The sequence below is a fragment of the Lacticaseibacillus pantheris DSM 15945 = JCM 12539 = NBRC 106106 genome (assembly GCF_001311175.1).
Lineage (GTDB): Bacteria > Bacillota > Bacilli > Lactobacillales > Lactobacillaceae > Lacticaseibacillus > Lacticaseibacillus pantheris.
Window position 1 is genome coordinate 14,662 of record NZ_BBAI01000012.1, and the last position, 18,673, is coordinate 33,334.

The 18,673-nt window shown below is 54.0% G+C and carries 17 protein-coding genes, 4 pseudogenes and 1 riboswitch; all 21 genes and pseudogenes read left to right on the plus strand.

All coding sequences use genetic code 11. The features are described from left to right. Nucleotides 1-120 precede the first annotated feature (120 nt). Complete coding sequence (locus JCM12539_RS05420; protein ID WP_054649838.1) at nucleotides 121-315, plus strand: PHP domain-containing protein; 195 nt, start codon at nucleotides 121-123, stop codon at nucleotides 313-315. Further along, on the plus strand, nucleotides 303-650 hold the full coding sequence (locus JCM12539_RS05425) for a PHP domain-containing protein (protein WP_054649840.1): 348 nt from the start codon (nucleotides 303-305) through the stop codon (nucleotides 648-650). Before JCM12539_RS05420 ends, JCM12539_RS05425 begins: the two co-directional genes overlap by 13 nt. Continuing rightward, a complete protein-coding gene (locus tag JCM12539_RS13105; RefSeq protein WP_225350252.1) occupies nucleotides 637-1,023 on the plus strand; it encodes a hypothetical protein in 387 nt (128 codons plus the stop codon). The genes JCM12539_RS05425 and JCM12539_RS13105 overlap by 14 nt, the downstream gene beginning before the upstream one ends. Further along, nucleotides 960-3,421: pseudogene (gene dnaE / locus JCM12539_RS05435) on the plus strand (DNA polymerase III subunit alpha). The gene JCM12539_RS13105 and the pseudogene dnaE overlap by 64 nt, the downstream one beginning before the upstream one ends. Before the next feature lie 113 nt (nucleotides 3,422-3,534). Beyond that, entirely contained in the window at nucleotides 3,535-4,494 is a 960-nt protein-coding gene (pfkA, locus tag JCM12539_RS05440) for a 6-phosphofructokinase (RefSeq protein ID WP_054649846.1), read from the plus strand. Nucleotides 4,495-4,555: 61 nt separating this feature from the next. Then, nucleotides 4,556-6,320: pseudogene (pyk, locus tag JCM12539_RS05445) on the plus strand (pyruvate kinase). 213 nt (nucleotides 6,321-6,533) lie between these two features. After that, nucleotides 6,534-7,414: pseudogene (locus JCM12539_RS05450) on the plus strand (CvfB family protein). 21 nt (nucleotides 7,415-7,435) lie between these two features. Beyond that, nucleotides 7,436-8,302, plus strand: a complete 867-nt coding sequence (gene xerD / locus JCM12539_RS05455) for a site-specific tyrosine recombinase XerD (protein WP_054649848.1) — start codon at nucleotides 7,436-7,438, stop codon at nucleotides 8,300-8,302. Between the two features lie 109 nt (nucleotides 8,303-8,411). Beyond that, nucleotides 8,412-8,699: an N-acetyltransferase gene (locus JCM12539_RS05460; protein WP_225350253.1), complete on the plus strand. Its 288-nt coding sequence runs from the start codon at nucleotides 8,412-8,414 to the stop codon at nucleotides 8,697-8,699. 3 nt (nucleotides 8,700-8,702) lie between these two features. Next, a complete protein-coding gene (locus tag JCM12539_RS05465; RefSeq protein WP_225350254.1) occupies nucleotides 8,703-9,272 on the plus strand; it encodes a segregation and condensation protein A in 570 nt (189 codons plus the stop codon). Nucleotides 9,273-9,431: 159 nt separating this feature from the next. Beyond that, a pseudogene (gene scpB, locus JCM12539_RS13600) lies at nucleotides 9,432-10,056 on the plus strand (SMC-Scp complex subunit ScpB). Continuing rightward, nucleotides 10,057-10,779, plus strand: coding sequence for a pseudouridine synthase (locus JCM12539_RS05480; RefSeq protein WP_054649854.1), 723 nt, complete (start codon nucleotides 10,057-10,059; stop codon nucleotides 10,777-10,779). It abuts the pseudogene before it with no gap. Between the two features lie 52 nt (nucleotides 10,780-10,831). Beyond that, a riboswitch (FMN riboswitch) is annotated at nucleotides 10,832-10,956 on the plus strand. A gap of 140 nt (nucleotides 10,957-11,096) precedes the next feature. After that, entirely contained in the window at nucleotides 11,097-11,657 is a 561-nt protein-coding gene (locus JCM12539_RS05485; RefSeq protein ID WP_338043283.1) for an ECF transporter S component, read from the plus strand. Between the two features lie 209 nt (nucleotides 11,658-11,866). After that, nucleotides 11,867-12,388: a YpbB family protein gene (locus JCM12539_RS05490; RefSeq protein ID WP_054649859.1), complete on the plus strand. Its 522-nt coding sequence runs from the start codon at nucleotides 11,867-11,869 to the stop codon at nucleotides 12,386-12,388. After that, nucleotides 12,381-12,809, plus strand: coding sequence for a helix-turn-helix domain-containing protein (locus JCM12539_RS13415; RefSeq protein WP_162204038.1), 429 nt, complete (start codon nucleotides 12,381-12,383; stop codon nucleotides 12,807-12,809). The genes JCM12539_RS05490 and JCM12539_RS13415 overlap by 8 nt, the downstream gene beginning before the upstream one ends. Next, complete coding sequence (locus JCM12539_RS05500; RefSeq protein WP_054649863.1) at nucleotides 12,799-14,253, plus strand: RecQ family ATP-dependent DNA helicase; 1,455 nt, start codon at nucleotides 12,799-12,801, stop codon at nucleotides 14,251-14,253. The genes JCM12539_RS13415 and JCM12539_RS05500 overlap by 11 nt, the downstream gene beginning before the upstream one ends. 48 nt (nucleotides 14,254-14,301) lie before the next feature. Beyond that, entirely contained in the window at nucleotides 14,302-14,934 is a 633-nt protein-coding gene (locus JCM12539_RS05505; RefSeq protein ID WP_054649865.1) for a LysM peptidoglycan-binding domain-containing protein, read from the plus strand. 100 nt (nucleotides 14,935-15,034) lie between these two features. After that, entirely contained in the window at nucleotides 15,035-15,712 is a 678-nt protein-coding gene (gene cmk, locus JCM12539_RS05510; protein ID WP_054649867.1) for a (d)CMP kinase, read from the plus strand. 119 nt (nucleotides 15,713-15,831) lie between these two features. Further along, nucleotides 15,832-16,356 carry a S1 RNA-binding domain-containing protein gene (locus JCM12539_RS15540; RefSeq protein WP_439645121.1) on the plus strand — a complete coding sequence of 175 codons (525 nt, stop codon included), beginning with the start codon at nucleotides 15,832-15,834 and terminating at the stop codon, nucleotides 16,354-16,356. Then, nucleotides 16,341-17,117, plus strand: coding sequence for a S1 RNA-binding domain-containing protein (locus JCM12539_RS15545; RefSeq protein ID WP_439645123.1), 777 nt, complete (start codon nucleotides 16,341-16,343; stop codon nucleotides 17,115-17,117). The genes JCM12539_RS15540 and JCM12539_RS15545 overlap by 16 nt, the downstream gene beginning before the upstream one ends. Nucleotides 17,118-17,187: 70 nt before the next feature. Beyond that, nucleotides 17,188-18,495: a ribosome biogenesis GTPase Der gene (gene der / locus JCM12539_RS05520; protein ID WP_054649869.1), complete on the plus strand. Its 1,308-nt coding sequence runs from the start codon at nucleotides 17,188-17,190 to the stop codon at nucleotides 18,493-18,495. Nucleotides 18,496-18,673: the final 178 nt, after the last annotated feature.

Below are 18,673 nucleotides of genomic sequence, written 5' to 3' on the forward strand. Positions count from 1 at the left end.
GTAGCACACCACAGCACCCTCACCGACCAGCACCGCCACCAGCCGCCACCGCCACTGGTAGTGCGGATGACCGGTGCAGCGATGCCGTGGGTTAGGTATAATGGTATGTGAGGTGGCGGCATGGATTTTGTACAGTTACAGGTAATTTCCAGCGGGAGCATCCTGCAAAGCCCGACTGGGGTGCAATCATACATAGAAGCAGCTAAGGCGCGGGGATACCACGCACTTGCGTTGACCGACGTCAACGTGGTGTATAACCTAGCGCCATTTTATGATGCCGCCAAGCCGCCGGAATCAAGCCTTTGCTGGGCATGACCCTGCGGCTGAACGACGGCACCGAATGCATCCTCCTTGTGCATACACAGGCCGGCTACCGGCAATTAATGCGCGTCAGCAGTCAGGTCATGACGGGCAAAGTCGACGCTCTGGACGCCATCGGGTATCTGAGCGGCTTGGTCGTGGTGACCACCGCTAACGGTCGGCTCATGGCTGCTCTAACCGCTGGTGATGGTAATTCGGCCTGGGCGTTGGTGACTACTTTGCAGTCCCACCATCGACCGGGTGTTGGTGGGCGTACCAGCCGCCGCACTCGCAACCGATTTGCCCGCGTTCGCCCAAGTGCACCACTTGGGCGCGGTGGCGCTCGGTGATGTCCGTTACCTGGATGCTGCCGATGATGTAGCCGCCCAAATTTTGCGGGCAATTGCGACGGGTGACCGCCTGGATTTAAACGCCAACGACGCTCCGGGGGTCTACGAATTGCCTGCAGCCACCGATGCCGGTGAACCGTACGTTGTCGCCCACCGTGATGATTTGGTGCGGGCAACGGTTGCACTGGCTGATGAATGTGCGGTTGATATTCCGGCTGTTCGCACTCAGTTACCAGCCTTTCCGGACACGGAAGGAATGTCTGCTGGCGATTATTTGGCGCACCTCGCGTGGTCGGGGCTAGCAGCAGGATGTCCGTGGACGATCAAGCAGCGGTCCCCGCCGACTACCAGGAGCGCCTGCAGCACGAGCTAGCGGTCATTGGCTCGATGGGATTTGACGACTACTTTCTAATTGTCGGAGACATCGTGCAGGAGGCTCACCGGCGGGGTATCCTCACCGGACCGGGCCGTGGCTCTGCGGCCGGCTCCCTAGTGGCCTTTGCCCTCGGTATTACACGGTGGACCCGTTGCAGTACCAGCTACTCTTTGAACGGTTCTTGAACCCGAATCGTGGGCAGATGCCCGATATTGACCTGGACATCCAGGATGATCGCCGCGACGAGATGATTGACTACGTTCGCGAACGCTACGGTACCGATCACTTCGCCCAGATTATGGCATTAGGTACGTTAGGGCCTAAGCAGGCCATTCGCGATGTTGGGCGCGTACTGGGACGACCGCAACATGAGGTAGACGCGATTGCTGGCGCCGTTCCAAGTGGTGAGGAAACAATCGCGGACGCCTTGGCCGCGTCACGGCCATTAGCGAATATGCGGTCGGATAGCGGTGACGTTAACAGGGTGTTGACCCTTGCGGGGCGGCTGACGGGCATCCCACGCAATGTCACTACCCATGCGGCGGGCGTGGTGCTGTCCCGACCGCCGCTGGTGGACACGATTGCGGTGCAGACTATGCCGACCGGAGATGGTGAGCAAACTCAGGGGACCAAAGAAGTGGTTGAACGTCTCGGCCTGCTGAAAATTGATCTACTAGGTTTGCGAACTCTAGGTTTACTCGCCCAAATTTTGTTTTATGTCCGGCGGCAAGTGGGGGACGACTTTGACCCCGAGAACATACCGTTGGATGATGCTGATACCATCAAGTTGTTCCAAGATGGTGATACGCTGGGCGTCTTCCAGTTTGAAAGTGCGCCCATGCAACGGGTGTTGCGCCAAGTTCGTCCCCGTGGTTTTGAGGATGTCGTTGCAACCACCGCGTTGTATCGTCCTGGACCGATGGAATACATTGGCGACTTTGCGGCACGGATGCACGGTGATCAGGAAGTGACCTACGTGACGCCGTTGCTAGCCCCCATCCTGGATTCGACCTATGGCATCATTGTCTATCAGGAACAGGTGATGCAGGTTGCCAGCGCAATTGGTGGCTTTGACATGGCCGCTGCCGATGATTTACGGCGCGCGATGAGCAAGAAGAATAAGGCCAAAATCGACGCCGGCCGAACACAATTTATCGCGGGGGCGCAAGAGCGTGGCCTGAGCGCTGCCGATGCCGAGTCGGTTTACGCCGATATTGAACGATTTGCTGGGTACGGATTCAACCGTAGCCACGCGGTCGCCTACGGAAAGCTCGCCTTTTGGTTGGCTTACCTTAAGGTACATTTTCCTGCAGCGTTTTATGCGGCCCAGTGTAACCGTAATTTGGGGAATACGACCAAGCTACGGTCGCTGATTGGGGCGGCCCGCGCGGCGCAGGTTCCGGTACTGGCTCCCGACGTCAACTGGTCGGGCCGTGGATTTCGCCTCAATAAGAAGGGGGCAATCCGTGTCGGGCTGGCGAACGTTAAGGGCTTACGGCGCGACTTTGTCTCCGCACTGGTGGACGAGCGCTCCGCCAACGGGCAGTTCCAGTCGTATGCGGACCTGCTACTGCGACTGGCACCGCAGTGGCGTGATGCAAAGGTGCTGGGGCCGCTCATTCAGGTTGGTGCGCTGGACCAGTTGGTGACTAACCGGGCCGTAGCGTTGGCGCAGCTGGAGAGTGTCCTGACGGCGGTAGATTTAGCCGCGGGGGACGCGGATCTGTTGCGCAACCTGTGGCCAAAGCAGGCGGACGTTCACGCTAGTTCTCAAGCCGAAGATGATGCGATGGCGGCCACGGTTCTGGGCTACTACCTGAATGGTCACCCGACTGAGCAGTACACGGATGTCGCGGACGGCAACCACGCGGTGCGGCTTGATGGCGTGGGTATCGGCAAGAACGTGGCTACGGTCATACTCGTGACGGCGGTGCGGCAAATTAAAACTAAGCAGGGCATGACAATGGCCTTCCTGACCGTCGAGGACGGGACGGGGACAGCGGACGTGACGCTATTCCCCCGAACTTACCAGCAGGTGCAGCCCGTGACGGTTAATGCCGTATACTTACTGCGGGGCAAAGGCGAACGGCGTGAGCACGACGACAGCACGGCAATTATCGCCAATTCGCTCACACCAATTGATGTGGCTCGGGCCGAATTACCCAAAGTTGTCTTCCTCAATTTAGGGAGTCAGCCCGATGTTGCGCTCCGCTCCGAGGTGGCGGAAATCTTGGCAACGCACCGCGGACGTAGTCCAGTGGTGCTGGTTGCCGACGGCCATCGCCTGCCAACCAAACGGCCGCAATCGTTGGCAGTGACAGATCAGGTGCTAGACCAATTACGCACGGTCCTGGGCCCCGACGCGGTGGTGACCAGGCCATTACGACAAAAGTAAGATTCTGTTGAGAAATCTGCATGTTGCTGGCGACTTTATTTCTGAAAAGTGGTAGACTGATTTTGTTTGGGGTTGAGGTATTCGACCCACAGAAATTCACGTGAGGTGGAAAGATGAAACGCATTGGTATTATGACCAGCGGTGGGGATGCTCCGGGCATGAACGCCGCGGTGCGTGCCGTGACGCGTAAGGCTGAACACGAAGGCCTGGAAGCGTACGGTATCAACTACGGTTTCGCCGGCTTGCTTGCTGGTGATATCTTCCGGATCGATTCACGCACGGCTGATGACATTATCAACCGTGGTGGGACTATCCTGTACTCTGCTCGTTTCCCTGAATTCGCTGAAGAACCAGTTCAGTTGAAGGGTGTGGAGCAGCTCAAGAAGTTCGGTATTGACGCGATTGTCGTTATCGGTGGCGACGGCTCCTATCACGGTGCACTGCGCCTGAACGAGCATGGCTTTAACGCCATGGGCCTGCCGGGGACTATCGACAACGATATTCCTTACACGGACTTCACCATCGGCTTTGACTCTGCTTTGAACACTGCCGTGCACGCAATGGATAACCTGCGCGACACCGCCGCAAGCCACGAACGTACCTTCGTCGTGGAAGTGATGGGCCGTAACGCTGGTGACATCGCGATGTGGGCTGCAGTGGCTAGCGCTGCGGAAGACGTCATTATTCCTGAAAAGGATTTTGATGTCGCTGAGGTAGCGGCAAAGCTGAAGAGTAGCCGCGCCCGTGGCCAAAAGCACGCAATTATCGTGTTGGCTGAAGGCGTAATGACTGCCGCTGAGTTTGCCGATAAGCTCAAGCCGTTCGGTGACTTCCAGCTTCGCGCCACCACTATTGGCCACGTGCAGCGTGGTGGTGTGCCGACCGCCTTTGACCGCGTATTGGCCTCCCGCATGGGTAGCTACGCCGTTGAACTCCTGATGGAGGGTAAGGGTGGTTTGGCCATCGGTATCCAGAACAACAAACTGGTTACCCACAACATGCTCGACCTGTTTGACTCAAAGCACGAGCCCGAAATGGACGTTTACAAGGTTGCAAAAGAGCTCGCATTTTAGTTAACTTAATTCTGGTAACACTGTTTAAAAACATTTTGCAAAAGAAGGAGATTTTTCATTTATGAAAAAGACCAAGATCGTCAGCACGCTTGGACCTGCTAGTAACACGACCGACATCATTGTTAAGTTGATCGAAGCTGGTGCCAACGTTTTCCGTTTCAACTTCTCTCATGGTGACCACGAGGAACACTTGGCCCGTATGACCATGGTTCACGAAGCGAGAAGATTACTGGCAAGACTGTTGGTATCATGCTTGATACTAAGGGTGCCGAAATCCGTACGACCGTTCAGAGCACGCCTAATGGCAAGATCGAATTCCACACCGGTGATGTGGTACGTATCTCCATGGACGACTCCCTGGAAGGTACTCAGGACAAGGTTGCTGTTACTTACCCTGGCCTGTACGATGACACCCACGTTGGTGGTCACGTGCTCTTTGACGATGGTTTGATCGACGTTCTGATTACCGAAAAGGATGACGAACACCGCGAATTGGTTACCAAGGTCCAGAACGATGGTGTCTTGGGTGGCCGTAAGGGTGTTAACGCCCCTGGTGTTTCCATCAACCTGCCTGGTATCACTGAAAAGGATGCTAGTGACATCCGCTTTGGTTTGGACAACGGTATCAACTTCATTGCTGCTTCCTTCGTTCGTAAGCCACAGGATGTTTTGGACATCCGTGAACTGCTCGAAGAAAAGCACCAGGAACAGGTTCAAATCTTCCCTAAGATTGAATCCCAGGAAGGTATCAACAACATTGATGACATCCTGAAGGTTTCTGATGGTCTGATGGTTGCCCGTGGTGACATGGGTGTCGAAATTCCATTCGAACACGTGCCATTAGTTCAGAAGTCCCTGATTAAGAAGTGCAACGCCCTGGGCAAGCCAGTTATCACTGCTACCCAGATGCTGGACTCCATGCAGGAAAACCCTCGTCCTACTCGTGCCGAAGTTAACGACGTTGCTAACGCCGTATTCGACGGTACCGACGCAACGATGCTTTCCGGTGAATCCGCAAACGGTGACTACCCTGTAGAATCCGTTGCCGCAATGGCTCGCATCGACGAATACACTGAAAAGGCCATGACTGACCAGGATGCTTACGCTTTGAAGCAGTACTCCAACCAGTCCGTGACTGAGTCAGTTGGTCAGGCTGTGGCACACACGCGCGCAACCTGGGTGTTAAGACCATCGTTGCTGCCACTAACTCTGGTTACACTGCCCGTATGATCAGCAAGTACCGTCCGAAGGCTGACATCTTGGCACTGACTTTCAGTGAAAAGACTCAGCGCGGTTTGATGATCAACTGGGGTGTTGTCCCAGAAATCATCGAAAAGCCATCTTCAACTGATGACATGTTCGATGTTGCCACTAAGAAGGCTCAGGAATTGGGCTTTGCTGAAGAAGGCGACTTGATTCTGATTACTGCCGGTGTTCCAGTTGGTGAAACTGGTACGACCAACGTTATGAAGGTTCAGCTGATCGGCTCCAAGTTGACTCAGGGTTCCGGTGTTGGCGACCAGACTACTGTTGGTAAGGCCGTTGTTGCTACTACTGCAAGCGAAGCTGTTGCTAAGATGCAGAAGGGTGACATCCTGGTTACCAAGACGACCGACAAGGACTACCTGCCAGCCATCGAAAAGGCTGCTGCAGTGGTTGTTGAAGCCGGTGGTTTGACTAGCCATGCTGCCGTTGTGGGTATCGCTATGGGTATCCCAGTGGTTGTTGGCGCTGAAGACGCAACGACTGTCATCAATGATGGCCAGGTCGTAACCGTTGATTCTCGTCGTGGTATCGTCTACAAGGGTGCTACGAACGCCATCTAATGGTGCGTCAATCTAACTAATTGCTTTCAAACTCGAGGGGTGCGACACACTTTGGTGTGTTGCGCCCCTTTGGGTTACATATACTGCCGGGCATGGTCAAGGGCCAGCCAGGGTGGTAAACTAACTATTAAGAATGCCTTACGCTACACTAGCAATAGGCGTGTTGCGCAAAAAAAGGGTGGCCGCTAGCCCTGGCCAAATAAGGAGAAAACGATGGATTTTAATGGACAGACCGTCACTGGTAAGGTGACTGATAGTAACGAGGATTACGTGTACGTTCAGTACGCTGGCACCACGATGGCGGTGCAACGGAGTGAGTTTGATGAGATGCCGGCTTTAGGGAGCAGCGTCACCGGCTTTGCTACGAGAATGAGCACCGTGAGCCGCGAATGACGACGAAACAGCTGGCTATTAGTGAGTCGCAGTACGCCTTCTGCCCAGTGGTGCAGGTGCGCCGCGATTTGGGCGTCTTCGTGGACGTGGGCTTGCCGGATAAAGACGTGGTGGTGAGTCTCGACGATCTGCCACTTGAGAACCGCTTGTGGCCGTCCCGTGGCGACCGCCTGATGATTCGGCTTGAATTGGACAACAAGCACCGCATGTGGGGCAAAGTAGCTGCGCCGGACTTCTTCCCGCAATTAGCGCACATTGCTCATGATGACATGAAGAACAAAGATGTGACAGCAACGGTTTACCGCCTGAAGCTGGCGGGGACATTGGTGTTCACTGATGACCACTACTTGGGCTTTATCCACCCGAGTGAACGTGATGCTGAACCCCGTTTGGGTCAGGTCGTGCACGCGCGGGTGATTGGTATTCGTCAGGATGGTGGTTTGAACCTATCGCTGCACCCGCGCGCCTACGAGGCGATTGACGACGACGCCGCAATGTTGCTCGCAGTGATGCAACATAGTCACGATGGGCGACTAAACCTGACGGACAAGAGCGACCCGGCTTTGATTCGCCAGCACCTCGATATTAGCAAAGGTGCCTTCAAGCGTGCGTTGGGCCACCTGCTCAAGGCGCGGTTAGTGCGTGAAATGGACGGCTACGTTGAGTTGTTACCGCAGGACAAGGCCCCTGACGCGGAGTAATAGCTATGGATGACTTAATTACTGATTTTTTTGCATTACCTCGAAGTTGAACGTGGCTTAGCGGCAAATACGCGGATTAGCTATGGTAACGATTTACACCGTTATTCGTCCTGGCTCAAACAACAGCAAATTGATACGGTGCCCGAGGAACGGATCGTAGTGGTGGAGTTTCTGACCTCTGAGTCCGAATCGTTGGCCGCAACCAGCATGGCGCGGGAGCAGTCGGCTCTGCGCAAGTTTTACCGCTTTTTGGGACGCCAGGGTGTTGTGAGCAACGACCCCATGGACCTGATCGACGCGCCTAAGCCGGGGCGGCATTTGCCCACTGTGCTCAGTATGGACGAGATTGACCAACTGATGGCGGCCCCGAACGTGGATAAACCACTCGGCTTGCGGGACCGCGCCATCTTTGAAATAATGTACGCTACCGGGATGCGGGTATCCGAGGTCATTAATCTTAGCCTCAACCAGCTGCACCTCGACATGAACTTGATTCAGGTGATTGGTAAAGGGGATAAGGAACGCCTGGTGCCGGTTAGTGGCCAAGCAGTGTCGTGGTTGCGACGGTACCTGGATGATTCGCGTCCACGATTGTTGCGACGGTCCGACCCCCGCGTAGTTTTTCTGAACTTCCACGGGCAGCAGCTGACCCGTCAAGGCATATGGAAAAACCTCAAGAGCTACATCGTCGATTTGGGGATCGATAAGGATGTGACCCCGCACACGCTGCGGCATAGTTTTGCGACCAATTTGCTTGCCAACGGGGCGGACTTGCGGGTAGTTCAAGAGATATTAGGTCACGCCGATATTAGTACCACGCAGTTATACACGCACTTATCGAACGGGCGCCTCGCGGAAGTTTATCACGCGACGCACCCACGCGGTTAGTGGTTGGATGACAGTAAGGTTTAGGTGAAATCATGTTAGTAAAGTATAAACGCGACTACCAAAAAAAATTGCGATGGGTTTCTTGTCGTTTGAGCCCGATTTGAAGGTGTTGAGTAACCTTCAATCTGAGTTGAAACTGTTTGCTGAGGATGCAGGGCACCAGTTGTACCTGTATAAGGACGCGGACAACGACTTTTCTGGTGTAGTGGGTATTGAGGATGGCGATGGCTACGTGCTGGTTCGTCACCTCCAATTGGCTCCCGCACTGCGCAATCAGGAAACCATCAATACGGTGCTTGATGAGTTAGCGTCCATTGTCGGCGCACGGCGAATTATGGGTTCATTGGAGACCACGCCGCTGATCATGCGTTGGGAGGAGCACAGAAGGGAACCATAGCGCATGGCGTTAACAATCGTACTGAAAGACTTTGCGGGGCCACTAGATTTGTTGTGGCACCTCATTAAGCAAGAAAAACTGGATATTTACGACATCCCAATTGCCCAAATTACCGGCCAATATTTAGAGTACCTGCAGGCAATGCAGGATAACGCACTTGATGTGGCTGGTGATTACTTTGTGATGGCTGCTAGTTTGATGGCCCTGAAGAGCCGGATGCTGCTGCCCGAACCGGAACCTGAGCCTGGCACTGAGGAACTGGTTGAAGATCCTCGCGCTGAGTTGGTCGAACAGCTCCTTAATTACCAAGTATTTCAGGAAGCTGCTGGCCAGTTGCGTGACCTCGAGGTTGAGCGGAGTGCTTCCTTTGCGAAGCCCGCTTCGTTGCCACCGGCCGAGGTTACGGCTCCACTTGCCCCGGGAGCCGTGAAGCTGATTGACTTCCAAAGGGCGGTGGCGGACGTTGTGCATCGCGTTCAGCAGCAGGAAACGGCGGTGCGGCACATTGAGCTGAGGCCAGTGCTTCCATTGAGGACACCATCGCCGCAATGCTCGGTCAGTTACAACGGTTAGGTGACTGTGACTTTACGAATCTAGTTGATGGCCGGACGGTGGCCGCGGTCATTACGAGCTTTTTGGCGTTGCTTGAAATGATGAAAACGGACACGGTTGTTTGTACGCAGGCAGGCCCCACTGAACCGATTCACGTTTACTTAAAGGAGGTGGCATAGCTTGCTGGGAACAATTGAAGCAGTATTATACGCCGCTGGTGAGGACGGCGTGGACTTACATACTCTCGCGGAAATTTTGGGTGTAAGTGTGGCCGCCACCCGGCAGCAGGTCGCCACGTTGGCAGACCAGATGGCAACGGACGACCAACGCGGATTATTTATCCAGCAGTCGGGCGAACGCTTCTACATGCTCACCAAGCCCGCAGCCGCGCCGGCACTTAAAAAAATACTTCCAGGGTCCACCCGCGACGGGGCTATCCAAAGCGGCGTTGGAATCCCTGGCTATTATCGCGTACCAACAACCGGTCACGCGCATCGATATTGATGAGGTGCGGGGGGTACAAAGTTCCGGCTCGCTACAGACCCTAGTGACCCGACAGCTGGTGGCCGAAGCCGGCCGCAAGGATGCTCCTGGACGACCCATCATGTACCGCACGACGGAGGTTTTCTTGGACTACTTTGGTCTGGGTAGCTTGGATGACTTACCGCCGCTACCCACCAGCGGGACTCCGGATCCGGAGACGCTTGACCTGTTTGGCCGGGCTGACATTGACGATGAGGGTGTCGGCGACGCACTAGATACAGAACCGACACCACTGACTACGGAACCAACGGAGGATGAATAGATGGCTGAACGACTTCAAAAAGTAATTGCTCATGCGGGGGTGGCGTCACGTCGCCACGCCGAGGAACTGATTAGTGCGGGGCAGGTTACGGTGAACGGGTCCGTAGTCACGACACTTGGTACTCAGGTTGAGCCTGGCGACCAGGTGGCAGTGAATGGCGTGCCTTTGACCAAGGAGAAACTACAATACTTCTTGCTGTATAAGCCTCGCGGTGTGATTACTGCCGTCACGGATAATAAGAACCGCAAAGTGGTCACGGATTTCTTCGAGGATGTGCGTGAACGCGTGTACCCGGTGGGCCGGTTGGATTACGACACGTCCGGTGCCTTGATTATGACCAACGACGGTGAGTTTGCTAACATGATGATGCATCCGCGGTACCACATCGATAAGCGGTACGTGGCTAAGGTGGAAGGAATTCCCACTAACTTGCAATTACAGCCCTTACGTGAGGGTGTCCGGGTCGACGGACGCAAGTTGGCGCCAGCAAAGGTTAAAGTGCTTTCCCGCGATAATGGCGGCAAGCGCACCGCGATTGTGGAGCTGACTATTCATCAAGGACTGAACCACCAAGTCAAGAAGATGTTCAAGCAGGTCGGGTTCCCGGTGATTAAGTTGGCTCGTGAAGCGTTTGGTCCCTTGACGCTCGACGGTATGTCGGCGGGTGATTACCGGAAGCTCACCCATCAAGAGGTGGCTCGGCTCAAAGAAATGGCCGAATAGGCTTGCATTTGTGGGCAATCGTGTTACTATAAATAAGTAATTAAATAAACTGGTTCGTCTTCAGGGCAGGGTGTAATTCCCGACCGGCGGTGATAGCCCGCTACTCGTCACGTTTGTGGCGACCGACTTGGTGAGATTCCAGGGCCGATAGTATAGTCTAGATGGAAGAAGATGGGACTCTTTTTGCTGTCCTGACAAAAAGACCCGTCATCCTCGTGGTGACGGTTTTTTTATTGGTCAGGATGGGTGGTCTCTCCGGGACGAACCGCCTGGAGGTAATTGTTTTGACTAATGTTGCAAGTACGCGTGTACACCGTATGGCTGGTATTGCCATATTGGCGGCGTTTGGGTTCGTATTGATGAACTTTGAGGTGCCGATCATACCCGCGTTTCCGTTTTTAAAGCTCGATGGTAGTGACGTACCGGTTCTAATCGGCACGCTATTATACGGGCCGGTAGGTGGTGTCGGGGTGGCGTTTTTACGTAGTCTGGTCCACTTTGTGATTACCGGTGGGGGTGCGGTGAACTTGGTGGGTGACTTTGCCGCTTTTCTGGCCAGTTGCTCGCTCGCACTGCCGGTGGGACTGGCCGTTAAAAAGCAGTTTAGCTGGCGCCGGCTCTTGGCTGGTTTGGGTGTCGGGGTGATCATGCTGACCATCGTGATGTCCGTGGTCAATTACTTCGTGTTGATTCCGGTTTACATGGCGGTGCTCAACTTCAAACTCGGTGTCAGTTTGGCACAGTACGTTGTCGCGGGCGTAGTACCGTTTAACCTAATTAAGGGGGTACTACTCGCGGTGCTGACTGCGATTATTGCCCGTGCTCTGGGCGGTTGGATTCAGCATAACCGTCAAAACGGGACCAAACAAGGTAATTAGCAGGTTCTAAAATCTTAATACTAAGCTTAGGGACGGCCATGGCCGCCCCTTTTTTTGCGGTTGCAAGTGTTGCAGGTGCATCCCGCTGTACTCTGTGAAGCAAAGCAACATTTACGTTATACTGGTTGCATACGTGAGGAGGACAAGGCAATGCTAGCGGATTATCTCATCCAGTTTTTTTTGGGCCAGAACCGCGACGGCCGCTGTCGGTGCTGGGGTTACTGACGGGAAAGAAAACCATCTCGACGCTGTATGCGGCGTTGCAAACCGAACAGTTGCAGTGGCTAGCGTTGATGCCGCAACTACGGCGCGATGACTTTTTGACGTCTGTGGCCCAAATGCGCCGGCATGGTTGGCTTGAGCTGGTTGACAAAGATGTTAGGCTGACTGCGGCTGGTACTAGGCAGCGAGAACTGGTGAGCACCACGCATCCGTTACCCCGTCATTACGATTTTCGGCTCAATCCGAGCGGCCTGAGCACCCGATTATTTTTAGCGGTCCAAGTGATCTCGGAGGCCACCTTTGCGAATAATACATACGTCCCCGTGGTTGCGGATTGGTCCGTTCAGCACTGGGTGAAGTCGTGGTATCGTCACCATGGTCGCGACCATCAGGCGGTGGTGCAAGACCTGATTACAGCCTTTAATTTTTTTGCCATCCGACACGGCCGATTTTCTAGCGGCCCGGTTGGTGGGGCACGGCTATGCCGGTTCGGTGGACCTGGTGGCTGACGAGTGGGGATGGCAGTTATTGGATGCTATGGGTAGCCTTGCGCACGTAATCGGCGACCATGAGTCCGCCATGACGGCGTTGTTTCAACTTTGGGGTGGTCCCGTGAATCCATTGCCCGCACTTGGTCAAAAGAGTTTAGAATTAGTGAATCAAGGCATGAGCGTTGCAGAAATCGCGCAGCGGATGCGACGTAAAGAGAGCACCGTTAACGAACACATACAAGCCGCTGCTATTTGGGGTATGCCCGTTAATCTGCGCGTGTTGTTACCCACGGGTATGCACGGTGCGCTGGTTGCGGCCTGGGACGCGGGTCTACGCGATTACCGGGACATCCAGGCGCGGGTTCCGGACGCCTCATTTTTGCAAGTGCGATTGGTGCAAGTGGAATGCATTAGGAAGGAACAGGCACATGGGGATTGAACAGGCTGATATTGAGACGGCGCTACACAATTTAGGCTTTGACGATTTTCGTCCCGGACAGCGGGAGATTATTAGTGCCGTGGTCGCGGGGCACAATATGCTGGGGGTTCTGCCGACGGGTAGCGGAAAAACTTTGTGCTACCAACTACCGGGCAGACTGTTAGGCGGTTTAACGGTCGTTGTTGAACCGTTGCTGGCGTTGATGCGCGATCAGGTTGCGCGGCTACAAGCGGCAGGTGAACGGCGCGTGGTCGCGTTGAACTCCAGCCTGGACCCGCATGATTTTAACGAGGTGCTCCGCGACCTAGACCGGTGCCGTTTTCTATTTATCGCACCCGAAATGCTACAGCGGCCGGAGATACAGCGACGTCTACAGGCACTTGCCATCAGCTTGTTTGTGGTGGATGAGGCGCACTGTATTTCGCAGTGGGGCCCAGACTTTCGACCTGCCTATTTACGTCTAGGCGCCGTCATCGACCGGGTGCAGCCGGCTTCCGTACTGGCATTGACGGCCACCGCCCCGCGCCAGGTACAGGAGGATATCGTTCAGCAATTACATATGCCCAGCGCGCGGACTTATATCGGCTCCGTTAACCGCCCCAACCTCTTTTTAGGGGTGGAGCAGGTACTGAACCCGCAAGCAAAGTTTGCCCGCCTCGTTGAGCTCCTAGATAGTGTCTCCGGGCCGACTTTGGTTTATTGCGGTACAAAGTTGCAGGCAGAGGAGGTCGCTGGTCGCATCACCACCGCTACGGGTCGGGCGGCAGCGTTCTATCATGCCGGTCTGGACGCCCACAGCCGGACGCTCCGCGAGCGCCAATTCATTGAGGGGGATTTAGACGTACTTTGCGCCACCAGCGCCTTTGGGATGGGTGTTGATAAACCGGACGTACGGCTCGTCGTACACCTCTTTGTGCCGGAGTCATTAGAAGATTACTCACAGGCGATTGGTCGCGCCGGTCGGGATGGGCAACGGAGTGTCACCGTACTCCTATTAACCCCTAAGGATTTGGCGACGGCTCGCCAACACGCTGAGGCTATGCCGGAACGCGAAACAATCGAGAGTGTTTATGCCCAACCGCAGGCGTTCGTGGGGATGGATGACAACCAGGTACAACTTATTCTGGCATACCAGCACCTCGGCTTTGCGGCTGAGCAGGTTTGGCAACAATTGCGGGATCGGCAGACCGAAAGCGTGGCCGGGTTTAGCGCGATGGTTGCATTCATTGATGACCAACGGTGTCACCGATCCGTGTGGCTCCGGCATTTTGACAGCCCCGGTGTCGAGCACGATGCGATGTGGTGTTGTGGCCCGGTCACGGCGCAAGTGGTCGCAGCAATGGATAGCCACGGTTCACCCGCAATGAACACAAGCCGACAAATTACCAATTGGCGTGCAGTATTTCGGCACATTTTTAACGTTGACGGCCAGGTGGGCGAATAAACTGTGTTAAAATGACTATAACAGTGATAAAAAGAGGAGGCGGTGACCGTGGCCCAGACCCCAAAGGATGAGCACGATAACCAGCAAAACCAACCCCAAGAACCTTGGAACACCAAATTTGACGACGATTTAGACGATGACGGTAACTACTCGCGCGTAAAAAAAACGCCGGCGCAGTCACGGCAATTCAGTTCTAACGTGGTCAATTACCGTTGGTTTAATTGTAATTCTATTGGTACCCATCATCTGGCTAGCGTGGATAAACGCATGCAGAACTCGGCTGATACTCAGGAATCTAGTAGTGTGGCCGTGTCGTCCAGTGCTAAGGCAAAGCGTAGTAGTTCCGCCAAAGCCGCGAGCGAGGCTAAGGCCAGCAGTAAGGCTGCGTCAAAGAGTAGCAGTGCTAAGAAGGCCAGTGTTGCTAAGGCAAGCAGTAAATCGGCGGCAAAGGGTTCGTCAACTAGTGCATCGGCTAGCGAGTCGAGTACCGCTGAAAGCAGTAGTAGTAGTGCCGAATCAAGCAGTGCTAGCAGTGCGGCCGGTACTTACACGGTTCAATCTGGCGATAACCTTTACCGGATCGCGGTTAATCACGGGATGAGCTTATCCGAAATTCAGGAGTTGAACGGGATGGGCTCGAGCACCAGCGTCACGCCGGGGCAAACACTGAAGGTAAAGTAGCCCGTAGTTGTAAGTTCACAAAGAGGCTCAGTTGGGCCGTGGCAATGATGCCTCGGCCCATTTATATGGCTAAATCAGTTGAAGGAGAATCAGGATATACATGCAGATTGCGATTGACGGCCCGGCCAGTGCGGGTAAGAGTACCATTGCGAAGTTAGTGGCCACTAAGTTGGGGTACGTGTACTGTGACACGGGGGCAATGTACCGAACGGTGACATTGATGGCTTTACGTGCGGGAATTGATGTTCACGATGCTGATGCGATTACGGCGCGGTTGCCGGAATTACGCATTGATTTCCGTCCCACTGCTGATGGGCAACAAGTTCTGATGAACGGTGACGACGTTTCTTTGGCCATCCGGCAGGAAGATGTCACCAATAATGCGAGTGCGGTGTCCGCTATTCCCGCAGTCCGGGCAGACCTCACGCAACGGCAACGCGACATTGCCGCCGCAGGAAACATCGTGATGGACGGCCGGGACATTGGGACAACCGTGCTACCGGACGCGGAACTGAAGGTGTTCATGGTCGCCAGTGTAGAGGAGCGGGCCCGGCGTCGTTTCTTGGACAACCAAGCCAAGGGCATTGACGTGCCCGTAGAGGTCCTTGAGCAGGAAATAGCCGCGCGTGACCATAAAGATTCAACGCGAGCAACGTCCCCGTTGAAGCAGGCGGACGATGCTGTGCGCATTGACACCACCCATATGTCGATTGATGAAGTGGTGACCGAGATTTTGCTCCTACACGATGACCGCGAGCAGACTGCAGCCACTAAATAACTAGGTTGTACAAGTTTAAAAACGCGAATTGAAAAACTATGATTGAAAAGTTGGCAAAAGTGCCGCGTATCATGTATACTGGCATTTGATGATAGTCGTTAAGGAGGATTTTTTTTGGCATGAGTGAAAACAGCGTAAACCCAGAAACCATGGCGGACGCCCTGAACAGCGTTCAAACGGTCAATGTTGGTGATACCGTTAAGGGTGAAGTCCTGGCAATTGAGGACAAGCAACTAACGGTCGGCATCCAAGGTACCGGCGTGGAAGGGGTTGTGCCACTTAAAGAATTAAGTACCCAGCCAATCGAAGATATCCACGAAGTTGCCCAGGTTGGCGACGTGATGGATCTGGTTATTATTAGCAAGATTGGTAAGGACAAGGAAAACGGGCAGTTCCTGCTTTCCAAGCGTCGCCTCGAATCAAAGAAGGTTTGGGACGAACTGAAGGCGAAGTCTGACGCAGGTGAAAACATTACCGCCCCTGTTACTTCTGTAGTAAAGGGTGGTCTGGTTGTTAACGCCGGTGTCCGTGGCTTTGTGCCAGCATCGATGGTCGCTGATCACTTTGTCGAAGACTCAAGCAGTACCAAGGTCAGGAACTCGAATTCAAGATTATTGAAATCGAACCCCTGGACAACCGTTTGATTTTGTCACACCGTGCCGTACTTGAAGCACAGAAGGCCGAAGCTCGTGAAGAAATCTTCGCTAAGATTCAGCCTGGTGATGTCCTCGACGGTAAGGTTGCTCGTCTGACGAACTTTGGTGCCTTCGTTGACTTGGGTGGTGTTGATGGTCTGGTGCACGTTTCCCAGATTTCTTTTGACCACGTTGACAAGCCAAGTGATGTTCTGAAGGTCGGCCAGGACGTTAAGGTTAAGGTGCTGAACCTGGACCCAGAACGTAACCGTATCAGCTTGTCCATCAAGGACACGCTGCCAGAACCTTGGGATGGTATCGAAGACAAGGCTCCAGTCGATGCAGTCCTGACTGGTACTGTTCGTCGCCTGACTAACTTTGGTGCATTTGTTGAAGTGCTGCCTGGTGTTGAGGGTCTGGTACACATTTCCCAGATTTCCCACGAACACATTGGTACTCCAGCTGACGTGCTGAAGGAAGGCCAAGAAGTGCAGGTCAAGGTTCTGTCTGTTGACCCATCAGCACACCGTCTTGGTTTGTCCATCAAGGCCCTGACTGAAGCCCCAGAGGGTGCTGCTGAAGAAGACAACAGCAACAACAGTCGTCCTCGTCGTAGCAACAACAATGGTGGCAACAACCGTGGTCGTCGTAACGGCGGTAACGGTGGTCGTACTAGCATTCCTGCTGAATACCAGCAGGACGACTCTGGCTTCTCTTTGGGTGACATCTTGGGTGATGCCCTTAAGGATGCTGGTCAGGACGACAAGTAATTCCTTTCAACAAATTAGTTACTGGAAAACGTTGGGCCAACGGCTCAGCGTTTTTTGATAGGAGGGCAACATGACTATTCCCACATTAGCAATTGTTGGGCGCCCCAACGTGGGTAAATCAACGATTTTTAATCGCATCGTGGGTACCAGGCAGGCCATTGTTGAGGATACCCCTGGTGTTACGCGGGACCGTCTGTATGGGCGTGCCACGTGGCTCACACGTGAATTTGCCGTTATCGATACCGGTGGTATTGATATGGGCGATGAGCCCTTGGTTCAACAAATCACCCAGCAGGCCGAAATTGCGATTGATGAAGCGGACGTGATTCTGTTCTTGGTGAACGTCGAGAATGGTGTGACTGATGCCGACGAACGGGTCGCACAGATTCTTTATCGTGCCGACAAGCCGGTGATTCTAGCGGTTAATAAGGTCGACAACCCCGAACGGCGCAACGACGTCTTTGACTATTACAGTCTCGGCTTTGGCGAACCACTGCCGCTGTCTGGTACGCACGGGTTGGGCTTGGGGGACGTCTTGGACGCCGTCCTGGCTGCTTTCCCTGATGACCAGGCGGATGCCGAGGATGATAGCGTTAAGTTTTCCCTGATTGGGCGGCCCAACGTGGGCAAGTCCTCACTGGTGAACGCCATTTTGGGCGAAAACCGCGTGATTGTGTCCAACATTGAGGGGACCACCCGTGACGCCATCGATACCCACTTTGAGGCACTCGGGACCGAATTTACCATGATTGACACTGCCGGTTTGCGTAAGCGTGGCAAGGTGTACGAAAACACCGAGAAGTACGCCGTGTTGCGCGCCATGCGTGCCATTGATCGGTCAGACGTGGTTCTGATGGTGCTCAACGCCGAGGAGGGCATCCGCGAGCAGGATAAACGTGTGGCGGGCTACGCGCACGAGGCCGGTCGTGGGATTGTCATTGTGGTCAACAAGTGGGACACCTTGGACAAGGATATGCACACGATGCAGGACTTTGAGAACCACGTCCGCGACCAGTTCCAATATTTGGATTATGCGCCCATTGTGTTCGTATCGGCGAAGACTAAACAACGCCTAGACCAATTACCACGGTTAATCATGCAGGTGGCTGAAAATCAGTCCCGCCGCATTCAAAGTAGCGTGCTGAATGACGTCATTAATGAGGCCATTACGGTCACGCCCACGCCAACCATTAACGGCAAGCGGTTGCGTATTTACTACATGACGCAGGTTTCCATCAAGCCACCAACGTTTATCGTGTTTGTAAATGACGTAGAATTACTACATTTTTCCTATCAGCGGTTTATCATTAACCGGTTAAGGGAAACGTTTGATTTCGAAGGTACACCAATTCATTTAATTGCACGGAGGCGTCAATAACAGTTGGTTGACGGGAACTTACGCCTTATTGTGAATAATTTTATGACTAGGATGTTAAATATAACAATTTTTAGCTAAAAACGCGAAAACGCTTGGCAGAACGCCTTTTCCATGCTATATTTACGTGTGAAATAGTGTTGCTTAGGTGCTCATTATTTCCTCATTCTTAAACCACTAA

What these genes read in the sequence shown, in the direction of transcription:
- JCM12539_RS05420 (WP_054649838.1), top strand. Translation starts at nt 121, where the DNA reads ATGGATTTTGTACAGTTACAGGTAATTTCCAGCGGGAGCATCCTGCAA.
- pfkA (WP_054649846.1), top strand. Translation starts at nt 3,535, where the DNA reads ATGAAACGCATTGGTATTATGACCAGCGGTGGGGATGCTCCGGGCATG.
- JCM12539_RS05465 (WP_225350254.1), top strand. Translation starts at nt 8,703, where the DNA reads ATGGCGTTAACAATCGTACTGAAAGACTTTGCGGGGCCACTAGATTTG.
- JCM12539_RS05480 (WP_054649854.1), top strand. Translation starts at nt 10,057, where the DNA reads ATGGCTGAACGACTTCAAAAAGTAATTGCTCATGCGGGGGTGGCGTCA.
- JCM12539_RS05485 (WP_338043283.1), top strand. Translation starts at nt 11,097, where the DNA reads ATGGCTGGTATTGCCATATTGGCGGCGTTTGGGTTCGTATTGATGAAC.
- JCM12539_RS05500 (WP_054649863.1), top strand. Translation starts at nt 12,799, where the DNA reads ATGGGGATTGAACAGGCTGATATTGAGACGGCGCTACACAATTTAGGC.
- cmk (WP_054649867.1), top strand. Translation starts at nt 15,035, where the DNA reads ATGCAGATTGCGATTGACGGCCCGGCCAGTGCGGGTAAGAGTACCATT.
- JCM12539_RS15540 (WP_439645121.1), top strand. Translation starts at nt 15,832, where the DNA reads ATGAGTGAAAACAGCGTAAACCCAGAAACCATGGCGGACGCCCTGAAC.
- der (WP_054649869.1), top strand. Translation starts at nt 17,188, where the DNA reads ATGACTATTCCCACATTAGCAATTGTTGGGCGCCCCAACGTGGGTAAA.